Origin of the sequence: Paenibacillus sp. FSL H7-0714 (assembly GCF_038003765.1) — a bacterium.
Classification (GTDB): Bacteria; Bacillota; Bacilli; order Paenibacillales; family Paenibacillaceae; genus Paenibacillus_AQ.
In genome coordinates, this window is record NZ_JBBOPT010000001.1 from 962,865 (window position 1) to 978,752 (window position 15,888).

The 15,888-nt window shown below is 42.8% G+C and carries 12 protein-coding genes; 10 read left to right on the forward strand and 2 right to left on the reverse strand.

Going from position 1 to position 15,888, the window contains the following annotated elements; translation table 11 throughout:
- Positions 1-68 precede the first annotated feature (68 nt).
- Positions 69-1,421 carry an ABC transporter substrate-binding protein gene (locus tag NST34_RS04280; RefSeq protein ID WP_341127237.1) on the reverse strand — a complete coding sequence of 451 codons (1,353 nt, stop codon included), beginning with the start codon at positions 1,419-1,421 and terminating at the stop codon, positions 69-71.
- A 320-nt stretch (positions 1,422-1,741) separates the two neighbouring features.
- Here NST34_RS04280 and NST34_RS04285 point away from each other — a divergent pair, with 320 nt between their 5' ends.
- A complete protein-coding gene (locus tag NST34_RS04285) occupies positions 1,742-4,294 on the forward strand; it encodes a beta-mannosidase (protein ID WP_341127238.1) in 2,553 nt (850 codons plus the stop codon).
- A gap of 227 nt (positions 4,295-4,521) precedes the next feature.
- Complete coding sequence (locus NST34_RS04290; protein WP_076284135.1) at positions 4,522-5,487, forward strand: alpha/beta fold hydrolase; 966 nt, start codon at positions 4,522-4,524, stop codon at positions 5,485-5,487.
- A 70-nt stretch (positions 5,488-5,557) separates the two neighbouring features.
- Here the strand turns inward: NST34_RS04290 and NST34_RS04295 are convergent, their stop codons facing one another.
- On the reverse strand, positions 5,558-6,391 hold the full coding sequence (locus tag NST34_RS04295) for a helix-turn-helix transcriptional regulator (protein WP_076283833.1): 834 nt from the start codon (positions 6,389-6,391) through the stop codon (positions 5,558-5,560).
- A gap of 170 nt (positions 6,392-6,561) precedes the next feature.
- Here NST34_RS04295 and NST34_RS04300 point away from each other — a divergent pair, with 170 nt between their 5' ends.
- From NST34_RS04300 to NST34_RS04335, 8 genes are all read left to right on the forward strand, one after another.
- Positions 6,562-8,613: a beta-galactosidase gene (locus tag NST34_RS04300; protein ID WP_341127239.1), complete on the forward strand. Its 2,052-nt coding sequence runs from the start codon at positions 6,562-6,564 to the stop codon at positions 8,611-8,613.
- 180 nt (positions 8,614-8,793) lie between these two features.
- Positions 8,794-9,768, forward strand: coding sequence for a phosphotransferase enzyme family protein (locus tag NST34_RS04305; protein ID WP_076299090.1), 975 nt, complete (start codon positions 8,794-8,796; stop codon positions 9,766-9,768).
- Between the two features lie 90 nt (positions 9,769-9,858).
- On the forward strand, positions 9,859-10,407 hold the full coding sequence (locus NST34_RS04310; protein WP_149646405.1) for a GNAT family N-acetyltransferase: 549 nt from the start codon (positions 9,859-9,861) through the stop codon (positions 10,405-10,407).
- A gap of 76 nt (positions 10,408-10,483) precedes the next feature.
- Entirely contained in the window at positions 10,484-11,470 is a 987-nt protein-coding gene (locus NST34_RS04315; RefSeq protein WP_341127240.1) for a phosphotransferase, read from the forward strand.
- A 230-nt stretch (positions 11,471-11,700) separates the two neighbouring features.
- Positions 11,701-12,204 (forward strand): CYTH domain-containing protein, encoded by a 504-nt coding sequence (locus NST34_RS04320; protein ID WP_076283838.1) that lies wholly within the window; start codon positions 11,701-11,703, stop codon positions 12,202-12,204.
- 103 nt (positions 12,205-12,307) lie between these two features.
- Positions 12,308-13,696 carry a threonine synthase gene (gene thrC / locus NST34_RS04325; RefSeq protein ID WP_042185043.1) on the forward strand — a complete coding sequence of 463 codons (1,389 nt, stop codon included), beginning with the start codon at positions 12,308-12,310 and terminating at the stop codon, positions 13,694-13,696.
- A gap of 261 nt (positions 13,697-13,957) precedes the next feature.
- Positions 13,958-14,944 carry a Gfo/Idh/MocA family protein gene (locus NST34_RS04330; RefSeq protein WP_076299094.1) on the forward strand — a complete coding sequence of 329 codons (987 nt, stop codon included), beginning with the start codon at positions 13,958-13,960 and terminating at the stop codon, positions 14,942-14,944.
- Between the two features lie 19 nt (positions 14,945-14,963).
- Positions 14,964-15,839 carry a radical SAM/SPASM domain-containing protein gene (locus NST34_RS04335; RefSeq protein ID WP_341127241.1) on the forward strand — a complete coding sequence of 292 codons (876 nt, stop codon included), beginning with the start codon at positions 14,964-14,966 and terminating at the stop codon, positions 15,837-15,839.
- Positions 15,840-15,888: the final 49 nt, after the last annotated feature.

Below are 15,888 nucleotides of genomic sequence, written 5' to 3' on the forward strand. Positions count from 1 at the left end.
AAAATGGACTATCCGTAAGGGCGATAATCCATTTTGCACCGTGTTGTACTTCTGGTCAAAAGTTTGTATTAATAGCCGAGATCTTTCTTAGCTTTAGCCCAGGCTTTATTCCATTTGTCTAATACAGTTTGCGGATCTTTGGCAAGCACAAATTCCTGTACAACAGCAGGGAGATCTAATTGTGCCTTGTTGCCGATTTCAGTAACCTTCGCATCGTCAACAGTTCCTTCTACTAACTCTACTCCGGTAGCTTGGAATTCTTTTAGCTGAGCCAGATTAGATTCTTTTCCTTTTAGTGGGGAGATAAAGCCCGCGAAGTCCTCATAGCCGGAATCCTCAATCATCCATTTTACGAAAGCTTTGGCAGCTTCTAAATTTTTGCTGTTTTTAGCAACAGCATAGAAGAAGTCAGGGCTAAGAGTAGCGGATGGTTTACCTGAATTGTCATAAGGGAACGGGAAGAAGCCAACATCGTCTGAAGGAGCTCCTACTCCAATAACTTGGTTAATGACCCAGTTGCCGAGATAGTACATGGCGAACTTACCAGAAGCGATGTCTTTTTTCGATTGCTCCCAGTTGGTGGAGTTGATGTCTTTTTCCAGATACCCTTTTTCGTTGAGCTCCTTGAGCAGGTTAAAGGCTTTACCATAGCCGTTGTCCATGGTAAATGGTGTTTCAGAGTTCAGCTTCTCATTAGGGAAGTCGGGGTTGCCTGCAATTAGGCGCGGAGTATCATAAGCCCATGTACCCAGTGGCCATTTATCTTTGAAGTTAGAGGACAGTGGAATGACACCTTTTGCTTTCAGCTTTTCGCAGGCAGTCAGGAATTCATCCCAAGTCTTAGGGGTTTCTGTGATGCCAGCATCCGTAAATGCTTTTTTGTTATAAACAATCCCGGATGTAGAGTTCCCTGTGGTAATTCCGTACAGCTTGCCATCAAAGGATTTGAAGTCTTTAAAAGTGATTTGATCGTTCAGGCCGAGATCATCCAGTGAAGCGAAGTATTTTGGTAAGTCGGAGTTAGGAATGGTAGGAATGAACATAACGTCAGGAAGCTCGCCGCTGGCCATTCTGACTTTAGCCTGTTGATTATAGTCGGTCTGGGAAGCCTCGAATTCGACTTTAACGTTCGGGTATTTTTCATTAAAGCGCTTTAAATATTCATCGTATTCTTTGCCAATCATGTCTGTTCTGTTAGTCAGGAAGGTGATTTTGCCGCTAATGTCAGCTCCTGCTGCAGGTTCGGCTGTTGCGTTGCTTGTCGTGTCACCGCCGGTAGTCTCTGTGTTAGTCGCTGCGGGCTTATCGGTTGCAGAAGCCCCGTTATTGGTGCTGTTGCCATTGTTCGAGCCGCAGCCAGCAAGCGTTGATGATAAAATCATAACCATAACAAAAGATAACGAAAATAACTTATTTCTCATAACTTAATCCCCTTTTCATTATTTTGTTAGCGTTTACATGAACATTATAGCTTTAAATAAAGCGTTTAGAAATGTATTGTATTATTATTTATTGTCTTTATTTGTTTTGTTTGAACGATTATAATTAGTGTATACCTAACGAATGGATAACAAAATACCAAGAATAACAAGTGGATTCAATGAAATGCTAGAAGAGGTATGTTATTTTGAAAGATGAATAGGCTTACAAAACTTAAGCAGACGCTTTCGAAGTGAGTTTTGTACGAAGTCACTTGGAGAAGCATATGCTCTACAAAACTTTTAGCAATTAGGAGGATATTATGAAACATCTAGAGATGAATCTTGCGAAGTGGGAATTTAGAAGCTGTGGTGACGAGGAGTGGCTTCCGGCTACTGTGCCAGGCACGGTCCACACGGATTTACTGAAGAACGGAAAGATTGAAGATCCCTTCTATGGAACAAATGAACATAACCTACAGTGGATTGATAAGAAGGATTGGGAATATCAAACCACTTTGCAGCTTGGTGAAGAGTGGTTGGAGCTTACTTGCACAGAACTGATTTTTGAAGGTCTTGATACATATGCAGACGTGTATGTGAATAATGTACATGTGCTCGCTGCAGACAATATGTTTTTGGCGTGGAGAGTGGATGTTAAAGATCAGTTGAAGATTGGTGAAAACCATATACTAGTGAGATTCCGCTCTGTAGTTAAAGAGGATCTACCTAAGCTAGAGAGGCTGGGGTATGCGTTACCTGCACCGAATGATCAATCCGAGCTTGGGGGACTAGAGGAACAGCGGATTAGTGTTTTTGCCCGCAAAGCACCTTATCATTACGGCTGGGATTGGGGTCCGCGTTTCTTGACTAGTGGAATATGGCGTAAAGCGGCCCTTAAGGGACGTGATTCAGTTCAAATCATAGATCTCTATATCCGCCAAAATGTGATCACAAAGGAAGAGGCTCAATTAACCGCAATTATTGAAGTAGATGCTCCTGCGGCATGGCAGGGAATGCTGCGAATGAGTGCTGATGGTTTAGAGTCGATGCAAGCGGTTTCCTTAAAGAGTGGCAAGCAACAAATAGAGATGGATATCGTGGTAGATCAGCCGCAGCTCTGGTGGTGTAGAGGGCTGGGCGAGCCTCATTTATATACATTCCAAGCGGATTTGGTGAAAGGTAAGGAAGTTGAAGTTAGCAAAAGTGTAAGAACCGGTCTCCGCAGCATTCAATTGATTCGGGAGCATGATGCGAAAGGGGCTTCATTTTCTTTTGTACTGAATGGTGTGTCGGTCTTCGCCAAAGGTGCCAATCATATTCCGAATGACAGCTTCATCACAGAAGTTACCGAAGAGCGGTATCGGCATGAAATTGCCACGGCCGCAGAATCAAACATGAATATGCTGCGAGTGTGGGGTGGCGGTTTTTATGAAGAGGAGATATTTTACAAGCTCTGTGATGAATACGGGCTGTTGGTCTGGCAGGACTTCATGTTCGCTTGCAGCATGTATCCGGGGGATGAAGCGTTTCTTGCGAATGTGAAGAAAGAGGCTGAGTATAACGTCAAAAGATTGCGCAATCATCCCTGCATCGCCTTATGGTGTGGCAATAACGAGATTGATTCGGCCTGGTCACAGTTCGAGGAAAATATGGGCTGGGGCTGGAAAGAAAAACTCAGCGCGGAGCAAAGAGCTACAATGTGGGCTGATTATGAGGAAATATTCCACCGGATTCTACCGGAGGCTGTAGCCGCGTTCCATCCAGGTGTGGACTATTGGCCGTCTTCACCGATGCGGAATTTGACTGGAGATATGAATCAACACGCGACGCGGATTGTGGGCGATGGGGATGTGCATTACTGGGGCGTGTGGCACGGGATTGAGCCTTTTGAGAATTATAATACCAAGGTTGGCCGCTTTATGAGTGAATACGGATTCCAGTCGTTCCCGGAACTAAAGACCGTAATGAGCTATGCTGAAGAGCAGGATTTGGAGCTTACCTCAGAGGTGATGCTGGCGCATCAGAAGAATGGACGCGGAAACCTGCTGATCAAGGAATACATGGATATGTATCTGCCGCAGCCGAAGGATTTTAAAGCATTTCTGTATATGAGTCAAATTCTGCAGGCCGAAGCGATTCGAATCGCGATTGAAAGTCACAGAAGAAATAAACCTTACTGTATGGGCACTTTATACTGGCAGATGAATGATTGCTGGCCGGTCGCCTCTTGGGCGGGGATGGATTACAACGGACGCTGGAAAGCATTGCAATATACCGTGCGCTCAAGCTTTCAAGATGTTCTGTTGTCTATTGACGGTACAGACCGTGAGCGGATTGACGTTCATGTCGTATCTGATTTAAGAACAGCAGTCACCGCTGATTTGGGGCTTAAATTGTATCAGTTTAACGGTTCGGTACTGCGTGAGTGGACACATCCCGTTGAGCTGGGAGCCGATTCAGCGGCTATCGTATTCTCGTCTCCAGTGACGGAACTGTTAGAAGGTCATGGATCGAACGATGTATTGCTTGAGATCAGCTTGCAGGCTAATGGCGAGATGATAGATCGTAAGGTGCACTATTTTATCCCGGAAAAAGAAATTCGGTTGCAGCGTTCAGTAATTAACATAATGGAAACTCCAGATAGCGGAGGTCTAAGCTTCACTGTGACAAGCGATGTATTAGCTAGAGGCGTATACCTGACCTCAGAAGATGAAGGAATATTCTCTGACAATTACTTTGATCTTCTCCCAGGGCAGCCCAAGACGATAACGTTCTCGGAACGCGGGAACGATGGAAGGGACTGGATTCCAGGAGCTCCTAAGGGACTGAAGGTTCAATCGATGGTTGATTTTGTGAGCGAAGATTTACTGTAAATCTTAAGGAGAGATAATTTTTTTCAAAAGGAAACAAGCCATGAGCTCGGCTCTTGGTTTGTTTTTTTGTGTGCTGGTATAAATGTTGTTTTTCCTATTCATACTCCGTTCATGTTAACGTCATAGAGAGTACATCTTCATTGGTTAATCTTAGCTTAGCAGTTAGTTATGCTAGTCCAAAACACAGCTGATGACAGGAGAAGATACGAGTGGAAATAAAAGAAAGAATGAAAATGAAGGCGGGCACGAGAACAAGTAAAATACTAAACATACTACTTAAAGTAGTAGGAGCAATAATCATCGCAATCGTGCTTTTTCTCGCTATTGTCTATACAGTTAATTTGATCAGCAATAAATCGGAACAAAATAAAATAGAACCCTATGGTCAGTTAGTACCCGTAGATGGGAAAAACATGAATGTTTATATTCAAGGAAAAGGTGAAGAAACAGTCGTGCTACTACCGGGTTATGGCACAGCAGCGCCAGCTCTTGATTTTAAAGCATTAATAGATGAACTGTCGCCGTTTTACAAAGTTGTCATGATTGAGCCTTTTGGGTATGGATTAAGTGATCTGACCAAAAAGGAGCGCAGCACGGAGAATATTGTAAGTGAAATTCATGAAGCTTTACAGGCTCTTAATATTGACCGTTATATTCTAATGGGCCACTCTATTTCAGGCATATATGGACTAGATTATGTTAACAAGTATGAAAATGAAGTGAGTGCATTTGTCGGGCTTGATAGTAGTGTTCCATCGATAAGCGAGAGGAAGATCGAAGCTTCGGAATTAAGAACTATAAATCTGCTCAAAAAATCAGGTTTAATCAGATTGCAAATGAAATTTAGTGCTGACCCAATTGCTGAACTACCATTTGATGATAAAACAAAAGAACAAATGAGACTGATCAATCGCAAAAACATATTTAATCCCACCCAATTAAATGAAGCTGGAATGATGTATTCTAATTTTAAATCAGCTGAAAGCTTAACATTTCCTAAAAATCTTCCTCTTATTTTCTTTATACAAGCGAATCAACCAGCAACGGATAGATGGATACCAGAGCATGAAAAGCAAGTAAAAGACTCTGTACATGGAAAAGTGCTGACATTTGAAGAAGGACATTATTTATATCGTACTAAAGCAAAAGAGATCGTAGAAAACTTCAGAGTATTTATGGAAGAAGCTAAGTAAATGACTGTTTGAGCCGAACGAACTTCAGGGTTTTCTCTGATTGTCGTTCGGTTTTTTCTCGTTTAAGGAATTATGATCCAAAAGCCTGACGGTACTTTACGGGGGACATCCCCTCGAACGTTCTGAACACTTTAATGAAATAGCTGGACTGGGCAAAACCGGACTGAGTCGCAACCTGAGCAATGGAGAGTCCAGTAGAAACCAGTAGAAGCTTGGCTCTGGCCAGTCGACAATCCGTTAAATAACGGTTTGGTGTTTTGCCCATAACCATTCGGAACAGCCGTAGAAAATGATAGCTGCTATACCCGGTTAGTCTTGCCATCGACTCCAGTGACCAAGGACGGGCACATTCGACATGAATGATATCTGCGGCACTGCGGATAGACTGCCTGACCTCGTGCGGTACTGAGCCGTGAAGCGGTTCGGAATTCTGTAGCAATTTCACTAGAAGCTCATACAGAAGCGCGGATAGCCTTGGCTCACTACGTGTTACATAGGAAGCGCTCAGCAAGTACATTTCCTCGAATAGCTCGTCCAGCTTAGCGTCCAAATCAAAAGTGAACAGGTATGCACTAGACTGGTCCACTTCTTCTAATAAGGGGAGTACAATTTGAGTGCTAAAATGAACCCAACGAACATCCCAAGGCTCTCCGGGATCAGAGCCGTACTGCTGGTAGGCCCCTTTAGGGTAAAGAAACCCTCGTCCTCTGCTCATCGGAATACGTTCGCCCTCATGGAAGACATAACCCTCCCCACCAAAGATTAAATGCAGGTTATAGCTTCCCAGGAATCCTTCACTTCTTCTCTCGGTATGCTGTGGAAAGTGACTGTAATGTCCCAAAAATTCAGGATAACAGACATATTTTGAAAAAGCTGGCGTCGGCAAATACCATTGTTTCTTCATGTTATATGGCACTCATTTCTGTCGCGCATCAGAGCGCTAGTTGGATTAAGGTAATTAACGCAAGATAGTTATATGATCGCAATATTTTGTTATATAAGCCTTATTAATACTGATACTACAATAGAATTATGAAATACTGAAAGCATATTTTTAATACTTTGGAGGTAATCATGAAGAAACCTGTCGCAACAGAAAAATTCGAGCTTGGCGTCTGTTATTATCCGGAACACTGGCCGGAAAGTATGTGGGAGGACGATTATCGCCGGATGCGAGAACTAGGCTTTACAATCATTCGGATCGGGGAGTTTGCTTGGTCTATTTTTGAACCAGTCCAGGGTGAATTTCAGTTCGGGCTCTTTGATCGGGCGATTGATTTAGCTCATAAACATGGTCTTCAGGTTGTGCTCGGTACGCCGACGGCAACACCTCCAGCTTGGCTGACCCATAAGTATCCAGAAGTATTAAACGTGACGTATGAAGGTGTTACCCTTCAGCATGGCATGCGCCGTCATTATAATTACAGTAGCCCCAAATACCGTGAGCTGTGTGCTAGGATTACGGAACAGATGGCTGAACATTATGGCAATCATCCAGGTGTGGTCGGTTGGCAAATTGATAATGAGCTCAACTGTGAGATCAGTGAATTTTATTCAGAGAGTGACCATAAGGCTTTCCGGGAATGGCTGCAGCAGAAATATGTCACGCTTGAGCGGCTAAACGAGGCTTGGGGGGCTGTTTTTTGGAATCAGAGTTATAGTGATTGGTCTCAGGTGTATCTTCCGCGTCCTACCCCGTCACCCAAGCAGCCCAATCCCCATCAGGCTTTGGATGAAAAGCGGTTTATATCGGATAATACGATTTCTTTTGCCGAAAACCAAGCGGACATCATCCGTAAACTTGCACCTAAGCAGTGGGTAACAACGAACGGTCTGTTCGGGCATCTCGACAGCCATGAATTGACGGATGAATTACTGGATTTCTTCAGCTATGATTCCTATCCGCAGTTCTCGACTATTTTTTATGATCCGAATGAGCGGAGTCCGCTGAATGACAGAGGCTGGGGACTTTCATTATCTGTTGTCCGTTCTATTTCCCCTAATTTCTGTATTATGGAGCAGCAGTCGGGACCGGGTGGCTGGGTGAACCGGATGGATATGCCATCTCCGAAGCCGGGACAGATGCGGTTATGGACCTATCAATCGATCGCTCATGGCGCAGATATGGTGCTGTATTTCCGCTGGCGGACAGCCACGATGGGCAATGAAATTTATTGGCATGGCATTAACGACTACCATAACCAGCCGAACCGAAGAGTACGGGAAGCGGGACAGATTGGTCAAGAGCTGGCGGGGGCAGGGCAAGCACTTATCGGCACCCGTAATCAGGCTAACGTTGCTATTGTTCGTGATTATGCTAATGAGTGGGATGGAGAGTATGATGTGTGGCATGGTCCATTTATGTGGAAGAGCAATAAGGAGTGGTACAAGGCACTCCAGCGGAAGCATATCCCGAATGACGTACTCTATTTACGCAAAAAAACGACGCTGGAAGAGCTCGCACGGTACGATGTGCTTATCTATCCTCACCCGGCAATTATGACAGATGAGACAGCGTCGCTTCTGGATGAATACGTTCAGCAAGGTGGAAAACTGATCTTCGGATGCAGAACCGGCTATAAGGATGAACGCGGCCAATGCTATATGCGTCCTTTCCCAGGTGCTGCTAGAGATCTATGCGGGATCACAGTCGAAGAATTCACAATGGTTAAAGGTAGTCGTCAGCCAACGACGATTAGCTGGTCGGGTGCGGCAGAAGGGGTTACTGGGGCAGATGATTTTAATGATATTCTCCGGATTGAGGATGATTCGGTCGAAGTCATGGCGGTCTATGCCTCGGACTATTATGCGGGAAAAACGGCGGTTACAAGAAATCGTCGCGGCAAAGGCGAGGTTTGGTATTACGGAGCAGTCTTTAATGAACAAGCAGCGTCCATAATCATAGATCAAGTCAGCCTGCAGTCGCCAGTAGATTGGCTGGTGCTCCCTGAAGATGTAGAGCTGCAAGTTCGTAACGGGACTTCTTCCAGTTATACTTTTTTGCTTAATTATAGTGAAGCTCCTGTCGCGATCCATCTTCATGAGACCAAAATGGATTTACTGAGCGGGACAACGTTATCGGGTGAGGTTACTATGGAAGGCTTTGGTGTATTGATATTATATTAACGCTATGAATAAATAATGATATTAATGGAGTTGCGTATTAGAGAACTAATATGTAACTCTATTTTTTTATAGAAGATATTCAAAAGGATACTTTTTAAATATAGTTATTAATTCCAACAAAATACAACGAGCAACAGGTACAATATAAAGAATATTCTAGATTTGAAGGAGGGAAGTCTTATGATCATTGAAGCTGAGAAAGTATTGCTGCAGTATTCGTTCATCGATCCCATCATTGAATTCATTAGACATAATGAGAATATTACATTTAAAGTGACCGACAAAACGGATAACAAGAATTATTTGTTACGTATACATAAACCAATATCTGAAGGGTTCTCAGGCTTACAACATACCCGAGATGGATTACAGGCAGAAATGTTTTTTCTGCGAGAAATCGATCAGAAGAACATACTAAAAGTTCAAAGACCTGTTCTAAATCAAAAAGGGGAACTGGTTACTGAATATAGTTCGGAGCAATTTGGTACTAGTTTGGCCACTCTTTTAGAATGGATCGAAGGCTCGACGCTAACCCAAGATGAAGATAACATTGAACAGATTGTTTATAGATTAGGTAGAAATCTTGCTAGTTTACATGAATTCTCACGAACGCTAATGCCCTTGGAGTTACATAGACCTGTATACAATGTCACAAAGATTGATGAAACTTTAATAGAACTTGGAGAGGGAACAGACAAAGGAGCCCTTAATCAGGAGGATTACGAAGTTATTAGTAGCGTTCTACTCGTAGTAAAAGAACAATTAGCAGAGCTAGACGCTAGGGACAACTCATGGGGATTCATTCATGCTGATTTTCAACTGGGCAATGTCGTTGTGTCAGAACAAAATCCTATCTTAATAGATTATTGTTTATTTGGTTATGGTTACTACCTGTTTGATTTGGGCTCTGCATCTTCCATGTTGAAAAGTGAGCTGCGCAAAACGCTTTTGGAGGGTTATGCTTCTAAATCAAGCTTTTCGCTTGATGAGATTCGGTACATTGAAGGACAAATATTTATGGATATTTTTATTAGTTACGTATTTTTTATTCATGACTCTGAGAGGAACGGTTGGATAAAAGAGCATGCCTCCAAAATATGCAGTACCCTATGCCTCGATTTTCTTGAGGGAAAAGAGGTATATTATTCGTTTTAACGATGGTGTGATATTCTAATGGGGAATGAAAAATGAAGGGACTGAACTATGCGCAGAGATCATTATTTTTAAACCAACTATTAAAATTTAATGGAGGTAAAAATAATGTTAACTACAGAGTTACACACAGAACGATTACATTTAAGAAAAATGAAGGTATCGGATTCGCCAAGTTTGTTTAAAATTTGGTCTGATCCAGAGGTTACCAAGTTCATGAATATTGATAGTTTTACTGATGAAAATCAGGCAAAAGATATGATAAAACTTCTTGATGAATTTTCTCTAGATAACAAAGCTATTCGTTTCTCTATAATTGAAATGGAATCCAATGAAATCATAGGTTCTTGTGGTTTTAATTCCTTAGACTTTGAAAATGAGAAAGCGGAGATTGGATATGACATTGCTAGAGCATTTTGGGGAAGAGGCTATGCTTCAGAAGCTATAAGTGCTTTGTTAGATTACGCATTCTCAACTTTGAAGCTGAATCGAATCGAAGCAAAAGTGGAACCCGAAAACGTGAATTCAGTAAAAGTCTTGCGAAAGCTGAACTTTATGTTTGAGGGAACCTTAAGAAGGTATGAAAGAGTAAACGGGAAGTTTATAGATCTCAATATGTATTCAAAATTAATAACAGATTGATTATTTAATCCCAGAGGTTATATAGGTCTCCATAAGGAATAAAAACTTATACACTATAAATATAGGAGTTGACCAGATGGAGACAATATTAACAGAGGAAATGATCTTGGATGACCTACTAAAAACATTTCATCGTTTATTCGGTTTGAATGTAATTGAAACTACTTCGATAAAACGAGGCTGGTTAAACTTAAAGTGGAAAGTTACGACGGATGCAGGGGAATTGTTACTTAAACAATACAATAAAGAAAGATATAAATTATATAAGTCAGAGGAGATATTGTTAGCACTCTCTCAACAGATTAGATTGTATGACCAAGATCTAGCGTGCCCCAAAGTGCTATCACAGAGTGAAAATATTTTGCTTGAATCTGATAATGGAGAACGCTTCCTGGTGATGGAGTATTGCCAGGGAAAACTAATTTCACCAGGTAAAATCAATGTCCATCAAATATACGATTTAGGTCGAGCAACAGGGAAAATGCATCGACTGTTAAATGACGGGACACTTGGCATTAAAAATAGACCGAAATTTATTCCTCCAAGTCGTGAGGAGCGTTTAGCACATTGGAACTCCGTTTGGGAAAAGACTAAGGGACTTGGTAAACCTCAGCTGCTTGCTGATATAGAAACTCAATTTAAAGCTACTGAAGAAATGAATATAGAACTACTCGAATTACTTCAAACAGGATGGGCACATCGTGACCTTTGGGTAGATAATCTTTTATTTAATGATAACGGATTATCTGCAATTCTAGATTTTGATCGACTAAAATATGACTATCCGCAGCTTGATGTAGCTCGTGCTGTGATGTCATGTGCCTTAGATGATAATTTAGATGTCTCCCTGGCTTCGGCGTTTATGGAAGGGTACAGTGAGGAACGCGACGTGGTAGAGGGCTATTTAACACATTCATTACAGTTGTTGTGGTATATGGAAAGCACATGGTGGATTAATGCTAACATGGATCAACATAGTGTACCGCCAGCTCGCTTTGCGAAGGAAATGATTTGGCTTGCGGAAAATCAAAAAAATATGTCCGCTTTGTTAGGAAATCTTTAGACAGCGTAAAATTAACCACTATTCGTTAAGCTAACGGGTAACTATAGCTCAACTAAACAGCGACAGTCTAGGGCTTTGTCTCCACGTCCATGACTGCCGCTGTTTCTATTATTGAGGTAATTCGATAAGAACAAGACCTTTTTCCCCATAATCTACATTGACTTGGGTTTGTCTCACCCCTATGATGATTATTAATATAAAATAAATGGCACGAAGAGGAGCGAAACATCATGGCTTTGGAGATCGAACGCAAGTTTCTGCTGCCGGAATTTCCGGAGCAGCTTATTCAAGAAGGCGAATTGAAGATTGTGACCCGGCATAATATCGATCAGACGTATCTGGCGATAGACGGCGGACAAGAGCTGCGTGTGCGTAAAATTACGGATCTGGACTCAGGTGAGGTAACGTATACACACACGTTTAAGGATGGCAAAGGGATCAAACGCGAAGAGATCGAATATTTTATCTCGGAGGGTTTATATAATCAGATGATTGAAGCGGTTAATGCGGTAGCCTTGGTCAAAGAGCGGATTACGGCGGTGTGGAATGGCACAACGGTTGAGATCGACGTCTATTCTCAGTTGAAATTGTCCGTTCTGGAGGTTGAATTTGAATCTTTGGAGGAAGCGGAAAGCTTCAAGGCGCCAGAATGGTTCGGCAAGGATGTCAGCACGGAACGGCAGTACAGCAACAAAACCGTCTGGAAAGAGCTGCAAAATAAGACAAAGAATTAACGGACTTTAGCGCGTAAACGTGGTAGTATATAGGGAAAACAGGCAACGATTAAGTGAAACTTATATTTATATATAGTATATAGAGGGGTTCAGGAGGATGAGCATGAAGTATATAAGCACAAGAGGCAATGTGGAACCTAAAGGCTTTATCGATACGGTGTTGATGGGACTTGCCGATGACGGCGGATTGATGGTTCCTTCCGAGATTCCTGTCGTTTCAGCAGCTACTTTAGAAGAGTGGAGAAGTCTTAGCTACCAGGAATTGTTCCTGAAGATTTTCGCCTATTACACTAATGATGAGATTCCTTTAGAAGATTTGCAGGAAATGGTCAATACTAGTTATGGCAATTTCCGCACGCCGGAAGTAACGCCTATTCACCAAGTGAATGATTCCCTGTATGTACTGGAATTGTTCCATGGCCCTACTTTTGCCTTTAAAGATGTAGCACTGCAGTTTATGGGTGAGCTGTACTCGTATATTTCGAAAAAGCAGAACAAGATCATCCACATCCTCGGAGCAACCTCGGGGGATACTGGGGCGGCTGCGATTCAGGGTGTCCGCGGCAAAGAAGGAATCAAGATCTGTATTCTTCATCCGCATGGTAAGGTTAGTAAAGTGCAGGAGCTGCAGATGACTACGGTTGATGACAGTAATGTACTGAACCTGTCTGTTCATGGTAACTTTGATGATTGCCAGAAGGTGATTAAGGATCTGTTCGCGGATCTCGACTTTAAGAGTCGCTATCATCTGCGTGCGATCAACTCCATTAACTTTGTACGTATTCTGGCGCAGACTGTCTATTATTTCTATGCGTATCTGCATGTCGATGGCAGCAGCGAGAAGAAGATTAACATCAGCGTGCCTTCCGGCAACTTCGGTAATATTTTCTCCGGATATTTGGCGAAGCAAATGGGATTACCAATTAACAAGCTGATTATTGCTACGAATGAAAATAACATCTTGGAGCGTTTCGTGAACACGGGTGAATACAAACCGGGCAGCTTCACAAGCACATACAGTCCTTCGATGGATATCCAAGTGGCGAGCAATTTTGAGCGTTATCTATATTATTTGGTAGGCGAGGATTCCGAGAAACTATCCGCGTATATGTCCAAGCTGCAAACCGAGGGCAAGATTACGGTTGAAGGCGAGGCGCTTCAGCAGGTGCAGAAGGATTTTGCAGCGCTTGGCGTGAAGAATGATCAATGCTTGAATACAATTGCTAAATATCAAAAAGAATATAGCTACCTACTTGATCCGCATACTGCATGTGGAATCGCAGCTTACGAAGCTTTTAATGGCTCGGATGAGATAGGGATTACTTTTGCGACCGCACATCCAGCTAAGTTTGATGAGGCGATTACTCTGATTGACATTAAGCAGGAATTCCCGGCACAAATTAAAGCGTTGTTCGAGATGCCACAGCACCAAACCGTAGTGGATCATGACAAGGATGAAATTGTGCGTCAATTGCAGGCTTTTTATAAATAAGTTGTAAATCCATATGGCTCAGCAGGCTCCTGTTCTTAAGTTAAGAATGGGAGCCTCTTTACTGCATCTTTCGACAAATAATGTCGCTGTTTACTATGAATAGTTTGATATCGACAAAAGATGAAGGAGTGGTGCTTTTTTTCACAAGGTGGATCTATCGGAATTTGTCGGAAATTTGTCCTGAAAAGTAGACATGACTACCCTGAGAGTGAGAAAATAGCATATAGAGCTTTAGTAAGAACTAAAAAGGACGGGATTATCATGACAATTCGTTTCGGGGTCATTGGAACAAACTTTATTACAGACCGCTTCGTGCAAGCCGGCTTGGAGAATGAGGACTTTATCCTGACAGCCGTGTACTCCCGCACAATGGAGAAAGGTCAGGCCTTTGCTGCAAAATATGCTGGAGCTACAATTTATACGAATTTGGAAGATATGGTTTCCAGTAAAGATGTCGATGCTATTTACATTGCAAGCCCGAACTCCATGCATGCTGAGCAGGCGATTATGTGCTTAAATCATGGCAAACATGTGCTCTGTGAGAAACCAGCTGCCTCAAATAGTGCGGAGCTTAGAGCAATGATTGAAGCCGCTCAGAACAATGATGTGTTGTTGGTAGAAGCAATGAAATCGACCTTCATGCCGAATTTCGGAGTGATCAGAGACAATTTGTATAAGATTGGCCAAGTACGTCGTTATTTTGCAAGCTATTGTCAATACTCATCGAGATATGACGCCTATAGACAGGGAACGGTATTAAATGCTTTTAACCCAGCCTTCTCTAATGGCTCGTTGATGGATCTTGGTGTTTACTGCTTGTATCCTATGGTAGTGTTATTCGGGAAACCGAAGTCTGTAAAGGCTGTGGGTCTAATGCTCTCTTCTGGAGTGGATGGAGAAGGAAGTATTGTCATGCAATATGATGATATGGATGCAGTTGTGATGCATTCCAAGATCGCTGATTCCTATTTGCCAGCTGAGATTCAAGGGGAAAGTGGTACAATGGTGATCGATAAGATCAACCAACCTTACCAAGTAAAGATTCATTATCGCGACGGAACCGTCGAGGAGCTTACGCAGCCTCAGGTATTCGAGTCTATGTATTATGAGGTTGAGGAATTTATCAACTTAATTAAGAATGGTGAACGGGAAAGCAGAGTTAATACACATGCCAATTCCTTGGCAGTAGCAGAAGTTATGGAGGAAGCCAGAGCACAGATCGGCCTCCGCTATGCCGCAGATCTATAAATAGAATGGGGAGCAGCACTTGAAGACTTTTAAAAAGGTATACATTGAGATAACAAGCGTCTGCAACCTAGCCTGCAGCTTTTGTCCACCAACCGCCCGAACGAAGAACTTTATGAAGCTCGATACTTTTAATACGATATTAGATGAAATTAAGCCACATAGTAATCATATTTACCTTCACGTAAAAGGTGAGCCATTGCTGCATCCCAAGATTGGTGAGCTGCTGGATGCGGCACATGCCAAAGGGTTCAAGGTCAATATTACTACCAATGGTACGTTAATTCATAAGGCTGGCCCTAAGATTCTCGGCAAACCTGCACTTCGACAGATGAACTTCTCTCTGCATAGCTTTGATGGGCATGAAGGATCTGAGAACCGCGAAGGGTATTTGTCGGAGATTATTTCTTTTGTACGGGAAGCCTCCGCGCAAGGGGTCATTATTTCCTTCCGGCTGTGGAATTTGACGGAGGATAATCTGACCAATCTGGAGAAGAATCGGAACCGTGAGACTCTTGCTGTGCTGGAGGAAGCCTTTAACCTTGATTTCAAGATCGAAGAAAAGGTTGTACCTGGCAGCGGCGTCAAGGTTGCCCCACGGGTATATCTCAATCAGGACCATGAGTTCCGTTGGCCTGCACTGAACGAGCCGGAAGATGACGGAAAAGGGTTCTGTCATGCACTACGCAGCCAAGCGGCAATCCTTGTGGATGGTACCGTTGTACCGTGCTGTCTGGATGGTGAAGGACTCATTAACCTCGGCAACATTCATGAGACTCCATTCTCAGAAATCGTAGAGGGTGAGCGAGCGAACAATCTGTTTTACGGGTTCTCTCGTAGAGAGGCAGTAGAAGAGCTGTGCCGCAAGTGCGGATATCGGCAACGGTTCGGAACTTGAGGATTGGAATATAAACAGAATCGGGACATGGCAATTTCATGAATCCTGG